The 14,578-nt window shown below is 57.9% G+C and carries 15 protein-coding genes, 1 tRNA gene and 1 pseudogene; 12 read left to right on the forward strand and 5 right to left on the reverse strand.

All coding sequences use genetic code 11. The annotated features are described in order from the left end of the window. Window positions 1-30: 30 nt before the first annotated feature. Complete coding sequence (gene rfbC / locus OK411_RS02490; RefSeq protein WP_016772161.1) at window positions 31-576, reverse strand: dTDP-4-dehydrorhamnose 3,5-epimerase; 546 nt, start codon at window positions 574-576, stop codon at window positions 31-33. 161 nt (window positions 577-737) lie between these two features. On the opposite strand from rfbC, the gene OK411_RS02495 reads away from it, so the two are divergent. The 9 genes from OK411_RS02495 to OK411_RS02535 all read left to right on the forward strand — a co-directional run bounded on the left by OK411_RS02495 (window position 738) and on the right by OK411_RS02535 (window position 10,608). Next, window positions 738-3,650 (forward strand): aminotransferase, encoded by a 2,913-nt coding sequence (locus OK411_RS02495; RefSeq protein ID WP_264364365.1) that lies wholly within the window; start codon window positions 738-740, stop codon window positions 3,648-3,650. A gap of 305 nt (window positions 3,651-3,955) precedes the next feature. Next, entirely contained in the window at window positions 3,956-4,834 is an 879-nt protein-coding gene (gene aguB, locus OK411_RS02500) for an N-carbamoylputrescine amidase (protein ID WP_016772158.1), read from the forward strand. Then, window positions 4,834-5,940: an agmatine deiminase gene (gene aguA, locus OK411_RS02505; protein ID WP_264364366.1), complete on the forward strand. Its 1,107-nt coding sequence runs from the start codon at window positions 4,834-4,836 to the stop codon at window positions 5,938-5,940. The genes aguB and aguA overlap by 1 nt, the downstream gene beginning before the upstream one ends. A 245-nt stretch (window positions 5,941-6,185) precedes the next feature. Further along, a complete protein-coding gene (locus OK411_RS02510) occupies window positions 6,186-6,398 on the forward strand; it encodes a hypothetical protein (RefSeq protein ID WP_016772156.1) in 213 nt (70 codons plus the stop codon). Window positions 6,399-6,859: 461 nt separating this feature from the next. Continuing rightward, entirely contained in the window at window positions 6,860-8,164 is a 1,305-nt protein-coding gene (locus OK411_RS02515; protein ID WP_056787155.1) for an OprD family porin, read from the forward strand. A 231-nt stretch (window positions 8,165-8,395) separates the two neighbouring features. Further along, complete coding sequence (locus OK411_RS02520) at window positions 8,396-9,142, forward strand: 2OG-Fe dioxygenase family protein (RefSeq protein ID WP_016772154.1); 747 nt, start codon at window positions 8,396-8,398, stop codon at window positions 9,140-9,142. A 79-nt stretch (window positions 9,143-9,221) separates the two neighbouring features. Next, window positions 9,222-9,599, forward strand: coding sequence for a GNAT family N-acetyltransferase (locus tag OK411_RS02525; RefSeq protein ID WP_008080517.1), 378 nt, complete (start codon window positions 9,222-9,224; stop codon window positions 9,597-9,599). Beyond that, window positions 9,596-10,312: an AzlC family ABC transporter permease gene (locus OK411_RS02530; protein ID WP_016772152.1), complete on the forward strand. Its 717-nt coding sequence runs from the start codon at window positions 9,596-9,598 to the stop codon at window positions 10,310-10,312. The genes OK411_RS02525 and OK411_RS02530 overlap by 4 nt, the downstream gene beginning before the upstream one ends. Next, window positions 10,291-10,608: an AzlD domain-containing protein gene (locus OK411_RS02535; RefSeq protein ID WP_041477503.1), complete on the forward strand. Its 318-nt coding sequence runs from the start codon at window positions 10,291-10,293 to the stop codon at window positions 10,606-10,608. The genes OK411_RS02530 and OK411_RS02535 overlap by 22 nt, the downstream gene beginning before the upstream one ends. On the opposite strand, the gene OK411_RS02540 is transcribed toward OK411_RS02535, so the two are convergent. Then, window positions 10,525-11,451, reverse strand: coding sequence for a LysR family transcriptional regulator (locus tag OK411_RS02540; RefSeq protein WP_016772151.1), 927 nt, complete (start codon window positions 11,449-11,451; stop codon window positions 10,525-10,527). The genes OK411_RS02535 and OK411_RS02540 overlap by 84 nt on opposite strands. A 312-nt stretch (window positions 11,452-11,763) precedes the next feature. Here OK411_RS02540 and OK411_RS02545 point away from each other — a divergent pair, with 312 nt between their 5' ends. Together OK411_RS02545 and OK411_RS02550 are read left to right on the forward strand one after the other, a co-directional pair. Continuing rightward, complete coding sequence (locus OK411_RS02545; RefSeq protein WP_264364367.1) at window positions 11,764-12,171, forward strand: MbcA/ParS/Xre antitoxin family protein; 408 nt, start codon at window positions 11,764-11,766, stop codon at window positions 12,169-12,171. Beyond that, window positions 12,168-12,848: an RES family NAD+ phosphorylase gene (locus OK411_RS02550; protein ID WP_136492432.1), complete on the forward strand. Its 681-nt coding sequence runs from the start codon at window positions 12,168-12,170 to the stop codon at window positions 12,846-12,848. The genes OK411_RS02545 and OK411_RS02550 overlap by 4 nt, the downstream gene beginning before the upstream one ends. Here OK411_RS02550 and OK411_RS02555 read toward each other — a convergent pair. Then, window positions 12,839-13,633, reverse strand: coding sequence for a lipopolysaccharide biosynthesis protein (locus OK411_RS02555; RefSeq protein ID WP_413694490.1), 795 nt, complete (start codon window positions 13,631-13,633; stop codon window positions 12,839-12,841). The two genes, OK411_RS02550 and OK411_RS02555, sit on opposite strands and share 10 nt — an antisense overlap. A gap of 301 nt (window positions 13,634-13,934) precedes the next feature. Beyond that, entirely contained in the window at window positions 13,935-14,063 is a 129-nt protein-coding gene (locus tag OK411_RS27025) for a DUF3077 domain-containing protein (protein WP_125917576.1), read from the reverse strand. Here OK411_RS27025 and OK411_RS02565 point away from each other — a divergent pair. After that, window positions 14,032-14,145, forward strand: a pseudogene (locus tag OK411_RS02565) (helix-turn-helix domain-containing protein); the annotation flags it as partial. The gene OK411_RS27025 and the pseudogene OK411_RS02565 sit on opposite strands and share 32 nt — an antisense overlap. 73 nt (window positions 14,146-14,218) lie before the next feature. Here OK411_RS02565 and OK411_RS02570 read toward each other — a convergent pair. Beyond that, window positions 14,219-14,294, reverse strand: a tRNA-Thr gene (locus OK411_RS02570). Window positions 14,295-14,578: the final 284 nt, after the last annotated feature.

Genomic DNA, 14,578 nt, shown 5'->3' on the forward strand with positions numbered 1-14,578 from the left:
CCTGTAGGGACAGGCGCATTATGCCCGGCCTCAGGCGAAGACGTCAGCGTCCTTGAGCAGCGCAGCCGCCTGGTCCTTGGCCGACAGCTTCGGCGCTTCGTCCAGTTGCCAGTCGATGCCCAGCGCCGGGTCGTCCCAGCGAATGCTGCGCTCGGAAGACGGGTCGTAATAATTGGTGGTCTTGTAGAGGAACTCGGCGAACTCGCTCAACACCACGAAACCGTGAGCGAAACCTTCCGGTACCCATAGCTGACGATGGTTTTCCGCCGACAGGCGCACCGCCACCGATTTGCCGAAATGCGGCGAGCTGCGACGGATGTCCACCGCCACATCGAGCACTTCACCCGCGGTCACACGAACCAGCTTGCCCTGGGTGTTCTGCAACTGGTAATGCAGACCACGCAGCACGCCTTTTTGCGAGCGCGAATGGTTGTCCTGCACAAACTGCGTTTCCAGACCGGTAGCGTCCTGAAACGCCTTGGCATTGAAACTCTCGTAGAAAAAACCACGCTCGTCGCCGAACACCTTGGGTTCGATGATCAGAACACCGGGCAGATCGGTGGTGATGACATTCATGGGGATTTCCATAGACAGGTTTGAATGGGCGACATTCTTGCGCAAAGCGCTGCGGGGCGCGAGTGTTGGGTTTGAATTGGAGCGTTCATTGAAGCCGGGGGTTGCGTAACCGCCAAGGCAATGGCGATATAAGCGCCTAATAAAATTTCAGGGGTCGTTTCATGCCGCTCGCCACGTTGATTCATCGCGCCAGTTTGCCCGGTCCGCAGGTTTCAGAGGCGCAGGCGCTGCAATGGCTGGCCGAATATTACGGGTTCAGCGGCACGTTGCAGGCGCTGGGCAGCCAGCAGGATCTGAATTATCGCGTCGACGGTGGCAGTGGGCGCTTCGTGTTGAAAGTCTGTCGTGGCGACTACGCTCTTGTGGAGCTGCAAGCCCAGCACGCAGGCCTCAATTATCTGGCCGAGCACTCGGCGATCAAGGTGCCGCGCGTCATCGCAGCCAATAACGGTGCAGATCTGTTGTCGCTGCAAGCCAATGGCGAAACGGTGCATGTGCGGTTGCTGGAGTATATCGACGGCCAGCCGTTGACCGATTTCGATCATCTTGGCCAGGACGTGGTCGCCGGGTTTGGCCGACTCTGTGGCGAGATGGATTTGGCGCTGGCCGGCTTCGATCACCCGGGCCTTGAACGCACCCTACAGTGGGACGCGCGTCACGCCAGCACGTTGATCAATCATCTGTTGCCGGTGATCACCGACGCGCAGCAGCGTGCGGCGATCAGCGCTGCCGCCGAGCAGGCCGAGCGCCGTTTGCAGCCGCTGCTGGACAAACTGCCGGTGCAGGCGATTCACATGGACATCACCGATGACAACGTCGTCTGGGCGCGTGATGCCCAGCGGCATTGGCAGTTGCAGGGTGTGATCGACTTCGGCGATCTGGTGCGCACCTGGCGTATCACCGATCTGTCGGTGACCTGTGCGGCTTTGCTGCATCACGCCGATGGCGATCCGTTTGTCATCCTGCCGGCGGTCAAGGCTTATCACGCGGTCAATCCGTTGCAGTACGCTGAGCTGCAAGCGCTGTGGCCATTGATCGTGGCGCGGGCGGCGGTGCTGGTGCTCAGTGGCGAGCAACAGGTGAGCATCGACCCCACCAATACGTATAGCCGCGACAATCTCAGTCACGAGTGGGAAATCTTTCGCGTCGCGACCTCGGTGCCACTGGCGCTGATGGAAGCGGCGATTCTCACAGCCGTGGGCCAGACCGTGCCGAAGGTCGAAAAACCGGAATTTGCGCCATTGCTGCCCGGATTGGTCGGGCGCGAATTCGCTCTGATCGATCTGGGCGTGTTGAGCCCGCACTTCGAGGCGGGTAATTGGGAGCAGCCGGGCATTGATCAGCGCTTGCTGACAGAAGCCGCAGCGGTCCATGGGCTGGCGGCGACGCGTTATGGCCAGTACCGCTTGTCACGCACCCGCCCGGACAGTGCGACTGAACCGGATACGTTCCCGTTGCATGTCGAATTGCGTGTGCCGACCGGAACCGAAGTGCAAGCACCGTTCGCCGGCATTCTGAAGCAAGCGGCAAACGGTGCGCTGCAACTCGATGGCCCACAGTTCAGCGTTCGCCTGTGGGGCGTGACGCCTGTTCTTGAACATGGGGTGGCAGTGGATAGAGGCCAGAAACTCGGTGAAGTCACTGGGCCGCTGATTGTGCAGTTGTGCCGAGAAGCAGAGCTCGACGCGCCGCTGTTCTGCACGCCGTCCCGTGCATCGGCGTGGCAGGCGTTGTGCCCGTCACCGGCGATGCTGCTCGGGCTGGCCTGCGACGCCGAGCCTGAGCTGGACGCGAAAACCCTGCTCGAACGCCGCGATGCCAGTTTTGCCCGCACGCAAAAACACTATTACGTTGACCCGCCGCGCATTGAACGCGGCTGGCGCAATCACCTGATTGATATGCAGGGCCGATCCTATCTGGACATGCTCAACAACGTCGCCGTGCTCGGCCACGGTCACCCTCGGATGGCGGCGGTCGCGGCGCGGCAGTGGTCGTTGCTCAATACCAATTCGCGTTTCAACTACGCGGCGGTCGCCGAGTTTTCCGAGCGCTTGCTCAAGCTGGCGCCGGAGGGCATGGATCGCGTGTTCCTGGTCAACAGCGGCAGCGAGGCCAATGACCTTGCGATTCGCCTGGCCTGGGCCTTCAGCGGCGGGCGCGACATGATCAGCGTGCTCGAGGCGTATCACGGCTGGACGATCGGCGCCGATGCGGTATCGACGTCGATTGCCGACAACCCGAAGGCCCTGGAAAGTCGCCCGGACTGGGTGCACCCAGTGCCAGCGCCGAACACGTATCGCGGCGAATTCCGTGGCGCCGATTCGGCGCCGGATTACGTGCGCAGCGTCGAGCATCATCTGCAAAAACTGGCCGAGCAAAAGCGGCAACTGGCCGGTTTCATCTGCGAGCCGGTCTACGGCAATGCCGGGGGTATTTCTTTACCGCCGGGCTATTTGCCGCAGGTGTATGAAAAGGTCCGCGCGCAGGGCGGGGTGTGCATCGCTGACGAAGTGCAGGTCGGTTACGGGCGCATGGGTCATTTTTTCTGGGGCTTCGAAGAGCAGGGCGTGGTGCCGGACATCATCACCATGGCCAAGGGCATGGGTAACGGTCAGCCACTTGGCGCGGTGATCACTCGCCGGGAAATCGCCGAGGCGCTGGAGGCCGAAGGCTATTTCTTCTCGTCGGCGGGCGGCAGTCCGGTCAGCTGTCAGATCGGCATGGCGGTGCTCGATGTGATGGAAGAGGAAAAGCTCTGGGAGAACGCCCAAGTCGTCGGCGGCCACTTCAAGGCGCGCCTGGAAGCGTTAATCGATGAACATCCGTTGGTCGGCGCAGTGCACGGCTCCGGGTTTTATCTCGGGCTGGAACTGATCCGCAATCGGCAGACGCTAGAACCGGCAACTGCCGAGACTGCATTGCTGTGTGATCGCCTGCGCGAGTTGGGGATCTTCATGCAGCCGACGGGCGATGACTTGAACATCCTCAAAATCAAGCCACCGATGGTGACGTCGCGCCAGAGCGTGGATTTCTTTGTCGATATGCTGGATCGGGTGTTGAGCGAAGGACTGTAAGCAAGGCACATCCCCTGTGGGAGCGAGCCTGCTCGCGAAAGCTGCGTATCAGTCGCCACATGCGGTGACTGACACAGCGCATTCGCGAGCAGGCTCGCTCCCACATTTGTTTTCGGTCTTAAGTCCGATTTGTATCGATTTAATTGGCGTTCGAAAAGAGAGATTCCTTCTTTTCGGCTTCTAAAGCCGATATTTATCGGTTATAAAGTCGCCATTGCTCCGGCATGGTGATCTCTTGTCCGGTGCGCGCGTTTTCTTTTCGGTTGAATTCTTCGACCGTCAAAGCACTAGCCCGGAGATGATTCATGAGCCGTATCGTTACCGTCGCCGCCACGCAGATGGCCTGTTCGTGGGACCTGGAAGCCAACCTCGAAACCGCTGAAAGACTGGTCCGCGAAGCCGCCGCCAAAGGCGCGCAGATCATCCTCATCCAGGAACTGTTCGAGGCGCCGTACTTTTGCCAGAAGCCCAATCCGGATTACCTGCAACTGGCAACGACGGTTGAAGAAAACGTGGCCATCAAGCATTTCCGGAAAATCGCCAAAGAGCTGCAAGTGGTGCTGCCGATCAGCTTCTACGAACTGGCAGGGCGTGCACGCTTCAACAGCATCGCGATCATCGACGCCGACGGCAGCAACCTCGGGATTTATCGCAAGAGCCACATCCCCGACGGCCCGGGCTATCACGAAAAGTATTACTTCAACCCGGGCGACACCGGCTTCAAGGTATGGAACACCCGATACGCAAAAATCGGCGTGGGCATCTGCTGGGACCAGTGGTTCCCGGAAGCGGCGCGCAGCATGGCCTTGCAAGGCGCGGAAATTCTCTTTTATCCGACCGCGATCGGCAGCGAGCCGCACGACAAGACCATTTCTTCGCGCGATCACTGGCAGCGGGTGCAGCAGGGCCATGCCGGCGCCAACCTGATGCCGCTGATCGCCAGCAACCGCATCGGCAACGAAGAACAGGACGGCTACGACATCACCTTCTATGGCTCTTCATTCATCGCCAACCAGTTCGGCGAAAAAGTGCAGGAGCTGAATAAAACCGAAGAAGGTATTCTTGTGCACACGTTCAACCTCGACGAGCTGGAACATATTCGCAGCGCGTGGGGTTCATTCCGCGACCGCCGGCCGAATCTGTACGGCGCGTTGAAAACCCTCGACGGTTCCCTGGAGTCCTGATGACCACATTGAAAAGTACCCCACGCGCCGATGGCTTCTACATGCCGGCCGAGTGGGAGCCACAAACCCAGACCTGGATGATCTGGCCCGAGCGCCCGGACAACTGGCGTCTGGGTGGCAAACCGGCGCAGGCCGCGCACGCCACAGTGGCCAAAGCCATCGCCCGCTTCGAGCCGGTGACCGTTGCCGTCTCCGCCGCCCAATACGAAAACGCCCGCGCGCGCCTCGATGTGCCGAATATCCGCGTGGTGGAAATGTCCAGCGACGACGCCTGGGTTCGTGACAGCGGCCCGACCTTTGTTATCAATAACCATGGTGAAGTGCGCGGTGTGAACTGGGATTTCAACGCCTGGGGCGGTTTCGATGGCGGCCTGTATGCACCGTGGAACCGTGATTCGCAGGTCGGCGGCAAGATCCTCGAGATCGAGCGCAGCCCGCGTTACCGCACCGAAGGTTTCGTGCTCGAAGGCGGTTCGATTCATGTCGACGGCGAAGGCACGCTGATCACCACCGAAGAATGCCTGCTGAACCGCAATCGCAACCCGCACCTGAGCCGCGGAGAAATCGAAGCCGTACTCAGCGACAATCTGTCTGTGGACAAGATCATCTGGTTGCCGGATGGCTTGTTCAACGATGAAACCGACGGCCATGTGGATAACTTCTGCTGCTACGTGCGTCCGGGCGAAGTGCTGCTGGCGTGGACCGATGATCCGCAGGATCCGAACTACCCGCGCTGCCAGGCGGCAATGAAAGTGCTGCAAAGCAGCACCGACGCCAAGGGCCGCCCGTTCACGGTGCACAAAATGCCGATTCCGGGGCCGCTCTATGCGACCGAAGAAGAGTGCGCCGGCGTCGATGCGGTGGACGGTTCGCAGGAGCGCAATCCTTCCGTGCGTCTGGCCGGTTCCTACGTGAACTTTCTGATCGTCAACGGTGGCATCATCGCGCCGAGCTTCGACGACCCGATGGATGCCCCGGCCAGGGAAATCCTGCAGAAGCTGTTCCCGCAACACGAAGTAGTGATGGTGCCGGGCCGCGAACTGTTACTGGGTGGCGGCAATATTCACTGCCTTACCCAACAGCAGCCAGCGCCGCACAAAGAGTGAGTTGAGTCGTAACAGCTTGAGTTGATTCACAAATCAGCCAGGCAATGATTAGCTCGCTCAGTATCAAAGCAAGCCCTCGGCCCGTCAGGACCGCGGGCTTGTTTGTATCCGCCGGTCGACATTCGAGTCGCCTTGGCATAGCTCTTGTATTGCTCCTGATGCACTAGGGAGGGAGGGGAACTTCAACAGTTCTGTCACAAACCTTGGATAACGTAGCCGCTCACGAACGGGGAGAGAGCGCTGAAATGAACGCCGAAGTGAACGTAATCAGCGAGCGGACTGTGCATCCCATGGCCGTCAACGGCGAATCGCTCCAGCTTGTCGCGCACTGGTTGAAGTCCAATGGAACGCGTCAGATCAGACAACCTGATCCGCGCCGGATGATGATCGAGCGTTACCCCGCTGGCCTGTTCAGCGAGGCCGAGCTGGAAGCCTTGTGGGATGTGATGGAAGGATAGGAACAACAGGGATTGGTAAAAGCGCTGCCGGGATGGCGGCGCTTTTTTTCGCCTGATTTTTATCCACAGGTATTCAAAAGTAGGAGCGAGCCTGCTCGCGAAGACGTCAGCCCTGCCAATGACTTTGTTGACTGATCCAGCGCTTCGCGAGCAGGCTCGCTCCCACAGTTCAAACTCCCTGTTTAATCCGTTTTTTCTGCAACCGCCCAGCAAAAAAATTACGTTTCTTAGACGTTTTTCGCCTATTTAAAGACGATTCTTGAAATTGACACACAGTTCAGGGCGCGGCTACGATTCGGCCCAACGCCTGTGGCTAACCGCCATGACTCAAAATAAGGAGCAGGCCCGCCATGACGTTAACGTCGGCGGGCTTTTTTGTTTCGGGGTGAATACAAGAGTGCAGAAAGCGCCGTTTCAGCCGTTCGACACAGCGCGTTTCAACCCGTAATAAGGAAAACAAAATGTTGAACAAGCGAATCAGTCTGATCGCACTGGGGATGTTGAGTGCTACACAGGCCATGGCTAACGACCAGGCCGAATCCAAGGGTTTCGTTGAAGACAGCAGCCTGAAAGTACTGTTGCGCAACGCCTACATCAATCGTGATTACAAAGACGGTAACAAGGACAAGGCCGAATGGGGCCAAGCGGCCATCGGTACGTTCTCGTCGGGCTTCACTCAAGGCACCGTCGGTGTCGGCGTCGACGCTTTCGGTCTGTACGCATTGCGCCTGGACGGCGGCAAGGGCCGTAGCGGCGCCGGCGGCATCGACTTCTTCAAACAGGAAAATGACGGTCGTGCGAACCACGACATCGCCAAGGGCGGCGCAGCGGTCAAATTCCGTGTTTCCAACACCGTGTTGACCTATGGCGACCAGATGCCGGCCCTGCCGGTGCTGAGCTACGACAACGTGCGTCTGCTGCCGGAAAGCTATACCGGTACGTTGATCACTTCCCGTGAAATCCAAGGCCTGGAATTGAACGCCGGCCGTTTCACCGCCGAATCGCGCAAGAGCGATGAAGGCCGCGACAGCGGCGGTCTGAAGTCGATCAACGTGTTGGGCGGCAGCTATCAGTTCACCGAACACTTCAAAGGCGCGCTGTATGCGTCCGACGTTGAAGACGTCTTGAAGAAACAGTACGTGAATGCCAACTATGTGATTCCGTTCAACAAGGATCAGTCCCTGACCCTGGATTTCAACGGCTATCGCACCAAGCTGGACAGCTCGTACGTACGCGAAAACACCGTGCCGGGCGAAAGCATCGTCACTGGTCGCGACAACAAGATCTGGAGCCTGGCAGCCACTTTCGCCACCGGCCCGCACTCGTTCACCGTGGCGCATCAGCGTTCCACTGGCGACAGCAACCTGGGCTACGCCTATGGCGGCTACCAGAAAGACCAGGGTCGTGTCGGCGACGGTGGTAACTCCATCTACCTGGCCAACTCCTACTGGTCTGACTTCAACGCCGAAGACGAACGCAGCTGGCAGCTGGGTTATGGCCTGGACTTTGGTTCGTTCGGCGTTCCGGGTCTGAGCTACAACTTCGCTTACGTGCGCGGCGACAACATCACCACGTCCACCAGCGAAGGCGGCACCGAGCGCGAGATCTTCAACCAGTTCAAGTACGTCGTGCAAAGTGGCCCGGCCAAAGACCTGAGCGTGAAGTTGCGCAGTTCGATCCTGCGCGTGTCGCAGAAATCCAGCGAGTACAACGTCAGCGGTAACGAGCTGCGTGTATTCGTGGACTATCCGATCAACATCTTCTGATGATCGATCCGCTGTAAGAAAAATGAGAAAACCCCGATTCGTTCGGGGTTTTTTTTCGGCGGTTTTTCAGCGCAAACCGCAAATAACCGGTGTTTTTGTCATGTAAAAGTCGTTTTTCAAGCGCTGCAGATTCCGTTTCAAGCAGTGCTTCAAATGCCTGAAATTCTTTCTCATGGACGCAAATTCTCCACCCAATAGATTAGGGCGTTCAACGCAGCGGAGAATTTGGTAATGATCGTTTTGAACAGAGAAGTGGGCGAATCGCTACGGCGCGACAAGTTTGTCAACGTCCAGGGTGGTGACTTCAATCTCTACGGTCATTTTGCCGACTTCGTCAGACTGACCAAAAGTTGGGAAAACATGGAGCCTGACAGCTACTACGGTCAGGCCGAAGCCGGCATGCGTTACCGTCGTTACAGCGACTTTGAATACAACCCGAAAACCCGCGAGCTCAAGCAACTTGAGCATCGCGCCTATGTGCAATCGAAAGAGAACAACGCTTACGTCGGCGGCGTGGTGCGCCACTTCCAGGACTTTTCCGAGGAAGTGATCTCTTCGCCAGTGATGCGCAGCCTGATCGACACCGATTTCGAAGTGTACAAAAGTGTGCTGCCAGAAGAGTTGCACGATGAAATCTGGCAGTGCCAGATCCATCAGATCCGCATCGAGATCAAACCCGGCAAACAGCTGGAAATCACCCCTGAAGGCATTCACTGCGACGGCTATCCGTTCAGCGGCGTGCACTTCTGGGGGCGCAATAACGTCGAGGGCGCAGAGAGTCGTTTGTATGACATTCATCAGCAACAGCTGGCGGCGACCACCTACGAGGAAATTCTCGATACCACCTACTTCCTCGACCGCGACATGCGCCATTACGTGACCCCGGCGCGCAACACCCACACCCATGCCATGGCGTACCGGCAGATTCTGGCGATTTCCTTCTCGCGGCCCGGGACCGCTTTCGACATTGTTCGCTAATCAGATCACCCTAATCGACGGCGTCGAGTGCTCGACGCCAGTGGTGCTGCGCCGCGCCACCGCCAAGGATGCGCAACGCATGGAGCGCTTCTTCCGCCAGTTCGACGAAGTGTCGTTCTGCGAATGGCAGGACGCCAAATGCCTGCGCGGCGTGTTGATCCAGAAAACCACCACGGCGTATCTGGCGTTCGATGTGGCTGGCGAGATCGTCGGCGCGGTGCTCGGCGGCATGCTCGGCAGTCGCGGCACGATCAACCATCTGGCCGTGAGCCCGCGTTACCGCAGCCAGGGCGTGGGCCAGCGTTTGGTCGAAGCAGCGTCGTCCGACATGAAACGGGTCGGGGTGCTGCGGATGTTTCTGTTCGTCGACGATGCTAACCTCGCGGGCAAGCGATTCTGGACCGCCCAGGGTTTTTGCGAGCCTCACGGCGAACGAACATTTGAGAGGGATCTATGAATGAAAGGTCCGGCAGCGCGCCGCTGATGGCGACTCATCAGCCGTCGCGCACGTTTGCCGAAGCCAGCCCGGTGGTCGCCGGGTATTTCACCGTGTCGTTTGTCTTCGGGCTGATGGCGGTCAACGCCGGCCTGCCGATGTGGCTGCCGGTGGCGATGTGCTTGTTTGTCTATGCCGGCGCTTCGCAATTCGCCGCGCTGGCGCTGATCTCCAGCGGCGCATCGCTGACCACCATTGTGCTGACCACGTTTCTGATCAATGCGCGGCACATGCTGATGTCGGTGTACATGGCCAAAGCCCTGCGTGCATTGGGCTTGAGCCGCATGGAGCGTTGGGCTTACGCCGGTGGCCTGACGGATGAATCCTTCGCCTTTCATAGCGTCAAGCTCGGCACGGGCGCACCGGTCAACGTGCGTTACCTGATCGGTTTCAATCTGTTCTGCCACACCTCGTGGGTGCTCGGCGGTTTGCTCGGTGCGGTCTGCGCGCAGTACGCGGCGCACTTGATCAAATATCAGCTCGATTACGCGCTGACGGCGATGATGCTCTACGTGCTGGTCTCGCTGTGCAACACGCGTAACAAATTGATTGCGGCCGCTGCTGCCGTGGTCTGCATGGGCGCGCTGAGCCTGATCGGCAGTTCGCCCTTCAACGTATTTATCGCCACGTTTGTGGGCTGCGGAGTGGGTGTATGCCTGACCAAACGTTCCTGATTCTGGTGGTGGTGCTGATGATGGCGGTGACCTTCCTGCCGCGCGCCTTGCCGCTGCAGATCAACACCGACCACTGGCCGCCCTTCGTGGCGCGGGCGCTGGAATATCTGCCGGTGGCGATCGTCGCTGCGATCAGCCTCACGCCCTTGTTGATCAAGGACCGGCAGATCCAGCTCGATCGCCCGGAATTCTATGCTGCGATTCCGACGTTGCTATGTGCGTATTTCAGCAAAAACCTCTTTCTCAGTGTGGCGGTGGGGACGGCTGCGTACATTGCGCTCGGCTCGTTCATGTAGGGGCAGATCAACGACGTCGTTCAGCGCCTGGTGCGACAGCTCCGGATTGTTTACCGCCAGGCGCACTTCGAGGAAATCCTCGAAACCGGGAAAAATCGTCAGACCGTTCTTCTGCGCCGCTTCACGCGAGACCATGCCGACCGCATCCATCTGCGTGATCAACGACAGCGTCAGGGTTTCGCTGCAGGAATAGACCATGCGCTGGCCGTTCTCGTGATTGCCCAGTCCGGCGTCGAGAAAGCGCAGAAAACTGTGGGAATACGGACAATCTTCCGCAGGACGCACCTGAAACTTGTTGCCCAGCAAGGTCAGCGGATCGTTTTCCTGACCGCAATGCGCACCGACCACCTGCACCTGCACATCCGGCAGGACGATGCTCGGCAGCCCCGGCCGCTGCGGGCCGATCAGCACGGCAAGGTCGAAATCTTCGTTCTTCAGCTTGCTGAGGTTTTCCATCGACTCGGCGTAGCTGAACTCCATCTGATAATCGGGAAACACCTCGATCAGGCGTCCGATCATGCGCCGGTTGAAATCAGGCGACAGGGTGTTGTTCAACGCCACCTTCAATGTTCGCTGCCCGGGTACCTTCAGCGCTTCGACCTTTTCTTCCATCTGTCGCGTGGCGATCAACACTTTGTCGATGTAAGGCGTGAGCTCCGTGCCTTGCGGCGTCAGCGTCAGGCCCTTGTTGGAACGGCGAAACAAGCGGAAACCGAACTGCTCTTCGACCTTGTTCAACTGTGCGGCCAACGCCTGCACGGTCAGGCACGAATGCTCGGCTGCGGCCGACAACGAGCCGGTCTGCACGATGCGCATGAGGTTGCGTAAGGTCCTGCTATCCATGGGTAATGCCCTCTGAAGTGGGCTGGGTATTGTTGTTTACGAAACGACCGAAACGGCGCCATATGCCGGCTATATTCCTGCACCTGAGCATAGTTGTCGCGGATTTAGTAGCGAATTGATTTCCCCGCCGATGGCTGGAGGCTGACAGAGGATCGGGATTTTTGCTGGGATGGGGGTGATGGAGATCAAAAAATGTGTGCAAGCAGTATGGATTTTTCAGTCTGCACGGTTGTTCATCAGTGTATTAATTTTGAGTAAATGTACAGATATGTACTAACCTCAAGGCATGATGATTTCTCTGGAGGCGGCCAAATGCCAACTTCATCTACTGCGTTAAACCCACGCGAACAACTCGACGCCCCCGAAGCCGGGCGCGTTGCGTTGAAGTTCTTCTTCAACCTCATGGAGCACTGGGGCTGCAACGCCGAGCAACAACGCACCCTGCTCGGAGGAGTCGGTAACACCACGTTCTATAAATACAAACACCTGCCAAAAAGCCGCCTGCCCCATGACACCCTCGAGCGCATCTCTTATCTGATGGGCATTCACAAGGCGCTGAGCATCATCTTCAGCAATAGCCGCGAGCGCGCCTACGATTGGGTCAGCAGCCCCAACACGGCGGCACCGTTCAATGGCAAAACCGCCCTGGATTACATGCTGGCAGGCCGGGTGGTCGATATCGCCGATGTGCGCCGCTACCTCGACGGAGTGCGCGGTTGAAAGCGCCGGCGCCGGTGGATGTGCCATGGCCGCGGGCGTATCGCATCGTCAACAGCAGCTTCCCGCCGATTGCACTGTTCGAAGACGTCCTCGACCCCGAGGACCTCGAAGTTGCCTACGCCATCGAAGCACTAACCAATGATCGGCTGGTCGAACAGGCCGGCGTCCTTGCCCGCGTACGTCCCGAAGATCGCCTGTCCGGCCCCGGTTCCAGCCCGGTGATGGCCGCGTTCACTCACGTCGGCAAACGCAGCCGTTTCAGTGACGGCACCTTCGGCGTCTACTACGCCGCCAGCAGCCAGGCTGCGGCGATCGCCGAAACCTGTTTTCATCAGGAACGTTTTCTCGCGGCGACCCGGGAAGCCGATCTCGAATTGACCATGCGTACTTACTTCAATCAGGTGATCAGGCCGCTGCATGATATTCGCCATGGCTTTGATCATCTGCATCAGCCTGTTCCTGAAGCCTATGGCCCATCACAGCTGTTCGCGCGACAACTGCGCGACGCCGAGTCGTGGGGCTTGCTCTATAACAGCGTGCGGTTGCCCGGGCATGAATGCGTTGCGGCGTTTCGGCCGCCGGCGGTATCGATTCCGAAGCAGGGCAAGCATTTGCGCTATGTCTGGAGCGCAAGTGAGGGCAGAATTTCGTTTGTATTCGAGATCAGTCAGGTCTGAATTATCGCTTTGACTTCGTCGAGCGTTGTGACGGGAATGACGCTGGATGGAATTCGCGAAGAGGGCGACAAGTTGTACACGGCAAATTTACTGTCGATGACTTTGTCGGACATGAGTTTCAGAGATGGAAGAATTCTGGAATGAAAATGCTGGTCCAGCCCGCACGGGGAGATAGAGCTTCCATCAGTCTCGTAAAAACGCCCGGCCGACTGGTTCATATCCGCTCCCACCAAAATCACCTTTGAAAAGCCTGCGTGATAGGCAAGTTGGAGTGCGAGATACAAGACTGTGCGGGCATCAAAAAAACCATGGGTCAGGTTTTTGCTGAACCCGATACTGCGGTTTCGACTACCCCAAACAGCTCGATTACGTACCAGATCCTGGTTGTTGCGAAGTAGCCATTCAGTCAGGGTTGGTTTGGGCGCTTTCTTCAGAAGATAGAGATCACCTGTCGGTTCAACGGCCAGTTCCTGGGCCTGGCGAGCCCAGAGAGCTACTCGCTGACTGGTGCGCATCGCATAGGCAAACAAGTCAGGCTGTTGTAGCGAAAAACTGGTGTCGGTGCATGCGTAGAAGAACGGCTTGATGCCTGTTCCCATGAACATGGATATCGCGCCGTTCACCGTGATCATCGGGATATCGGCAAACTGTTCAATGGGAAAGTCCTTCGCGGAGTTACCCGACGCGATAATGAATACAGCGCCTTGAGCAATGTTTCGACAGTCAGAAAAGTCCCTGATTTGCGAACGTGCGGAGCCGTTTGGCGTTTCTGATGTTGAGTTCATCGATGGTCTCTTGGTCCATGTCATGCATTCAGTCCGTTGTGCTGACGTGATGAAGCGAGATGACTCTTCTATAGCGCCGCGCTTTGTAAGTGAGTGTTGCGCTCGGCGTTAGTTCCCGTTTGGCTGCTGGGCAGCCGATGGGTTGGCAAAGAACGCTCCAGTGGCTGGCGGGTTATCTGGATAGATGCAGGAGGGAAGTCGGATATGTCCGCGCACCAAGGGGCTTGAGGAAGGCCGGCATGTTTTCGGCAGGCCTGAAATGCAAAAAGCCCTCGCATCAACGAGGGCTTCAAATGGCGGTTTACATCAATGCCTTGTCTGGTGGCGCATCCATTACTTTCACCACATCATCAACCAGTGCCTTGCTTAACTCCTGCAGATACTGCGAGGCATAAGCGCGGACTTTGCAGGATTGGGAGCAGGGGCGCAGGCAACCGACGGGTGCAGTGCAGACTCTCTTGCGGGTCGCAAGTCAGCATCCTGAGGCGTTGCGGGATTTGTATCCTGCCTGATCCCCATAGTTGACTTCTTGGCTGACCCAGAAACAACAAAGCCCCTGCATTTCTGCAGGGGCTTTGTTTTGTATGGTGCCGGCACCAGGAGTCGAACCCGGGACCTACTGATTACAAGTCAGTTGCTCTACCAACTGAGCTATACCGGCGTGTGGGCGACGATTATAGCGATTGGGTAGATCCTGTAAACCCCTGAATTCAGACTATTTTTGCATTCCGGAAAAATCAGGCCCTGCGCAAATTAATGCGCAGCTTTTGTACCTCAAGCGCAGTAAGGCATTTATGCAGGGCGTACGGTTGAGTCTGGGCTTTCGGGACCCTGCAGTTATTCACTCGGCCAGCCCAATATTCGTCGGTTATGTCCTTTTGGTTGGCAGCTTATGCACAACTGAGGGGCGCTAGGACTGCTTGGGGCGAGGTTTTGTGAAGCCAT

The organism is Pseudomonas sp. RG1, from assembly GCF_025910115.1.
GTDB lineage: Bacteria > Pseudomonadota > Gammaproteobacteria > Pseudomonadales > Pseudomonadaceae > Aquipseudomonas > Aquipseudomonas atacamensis.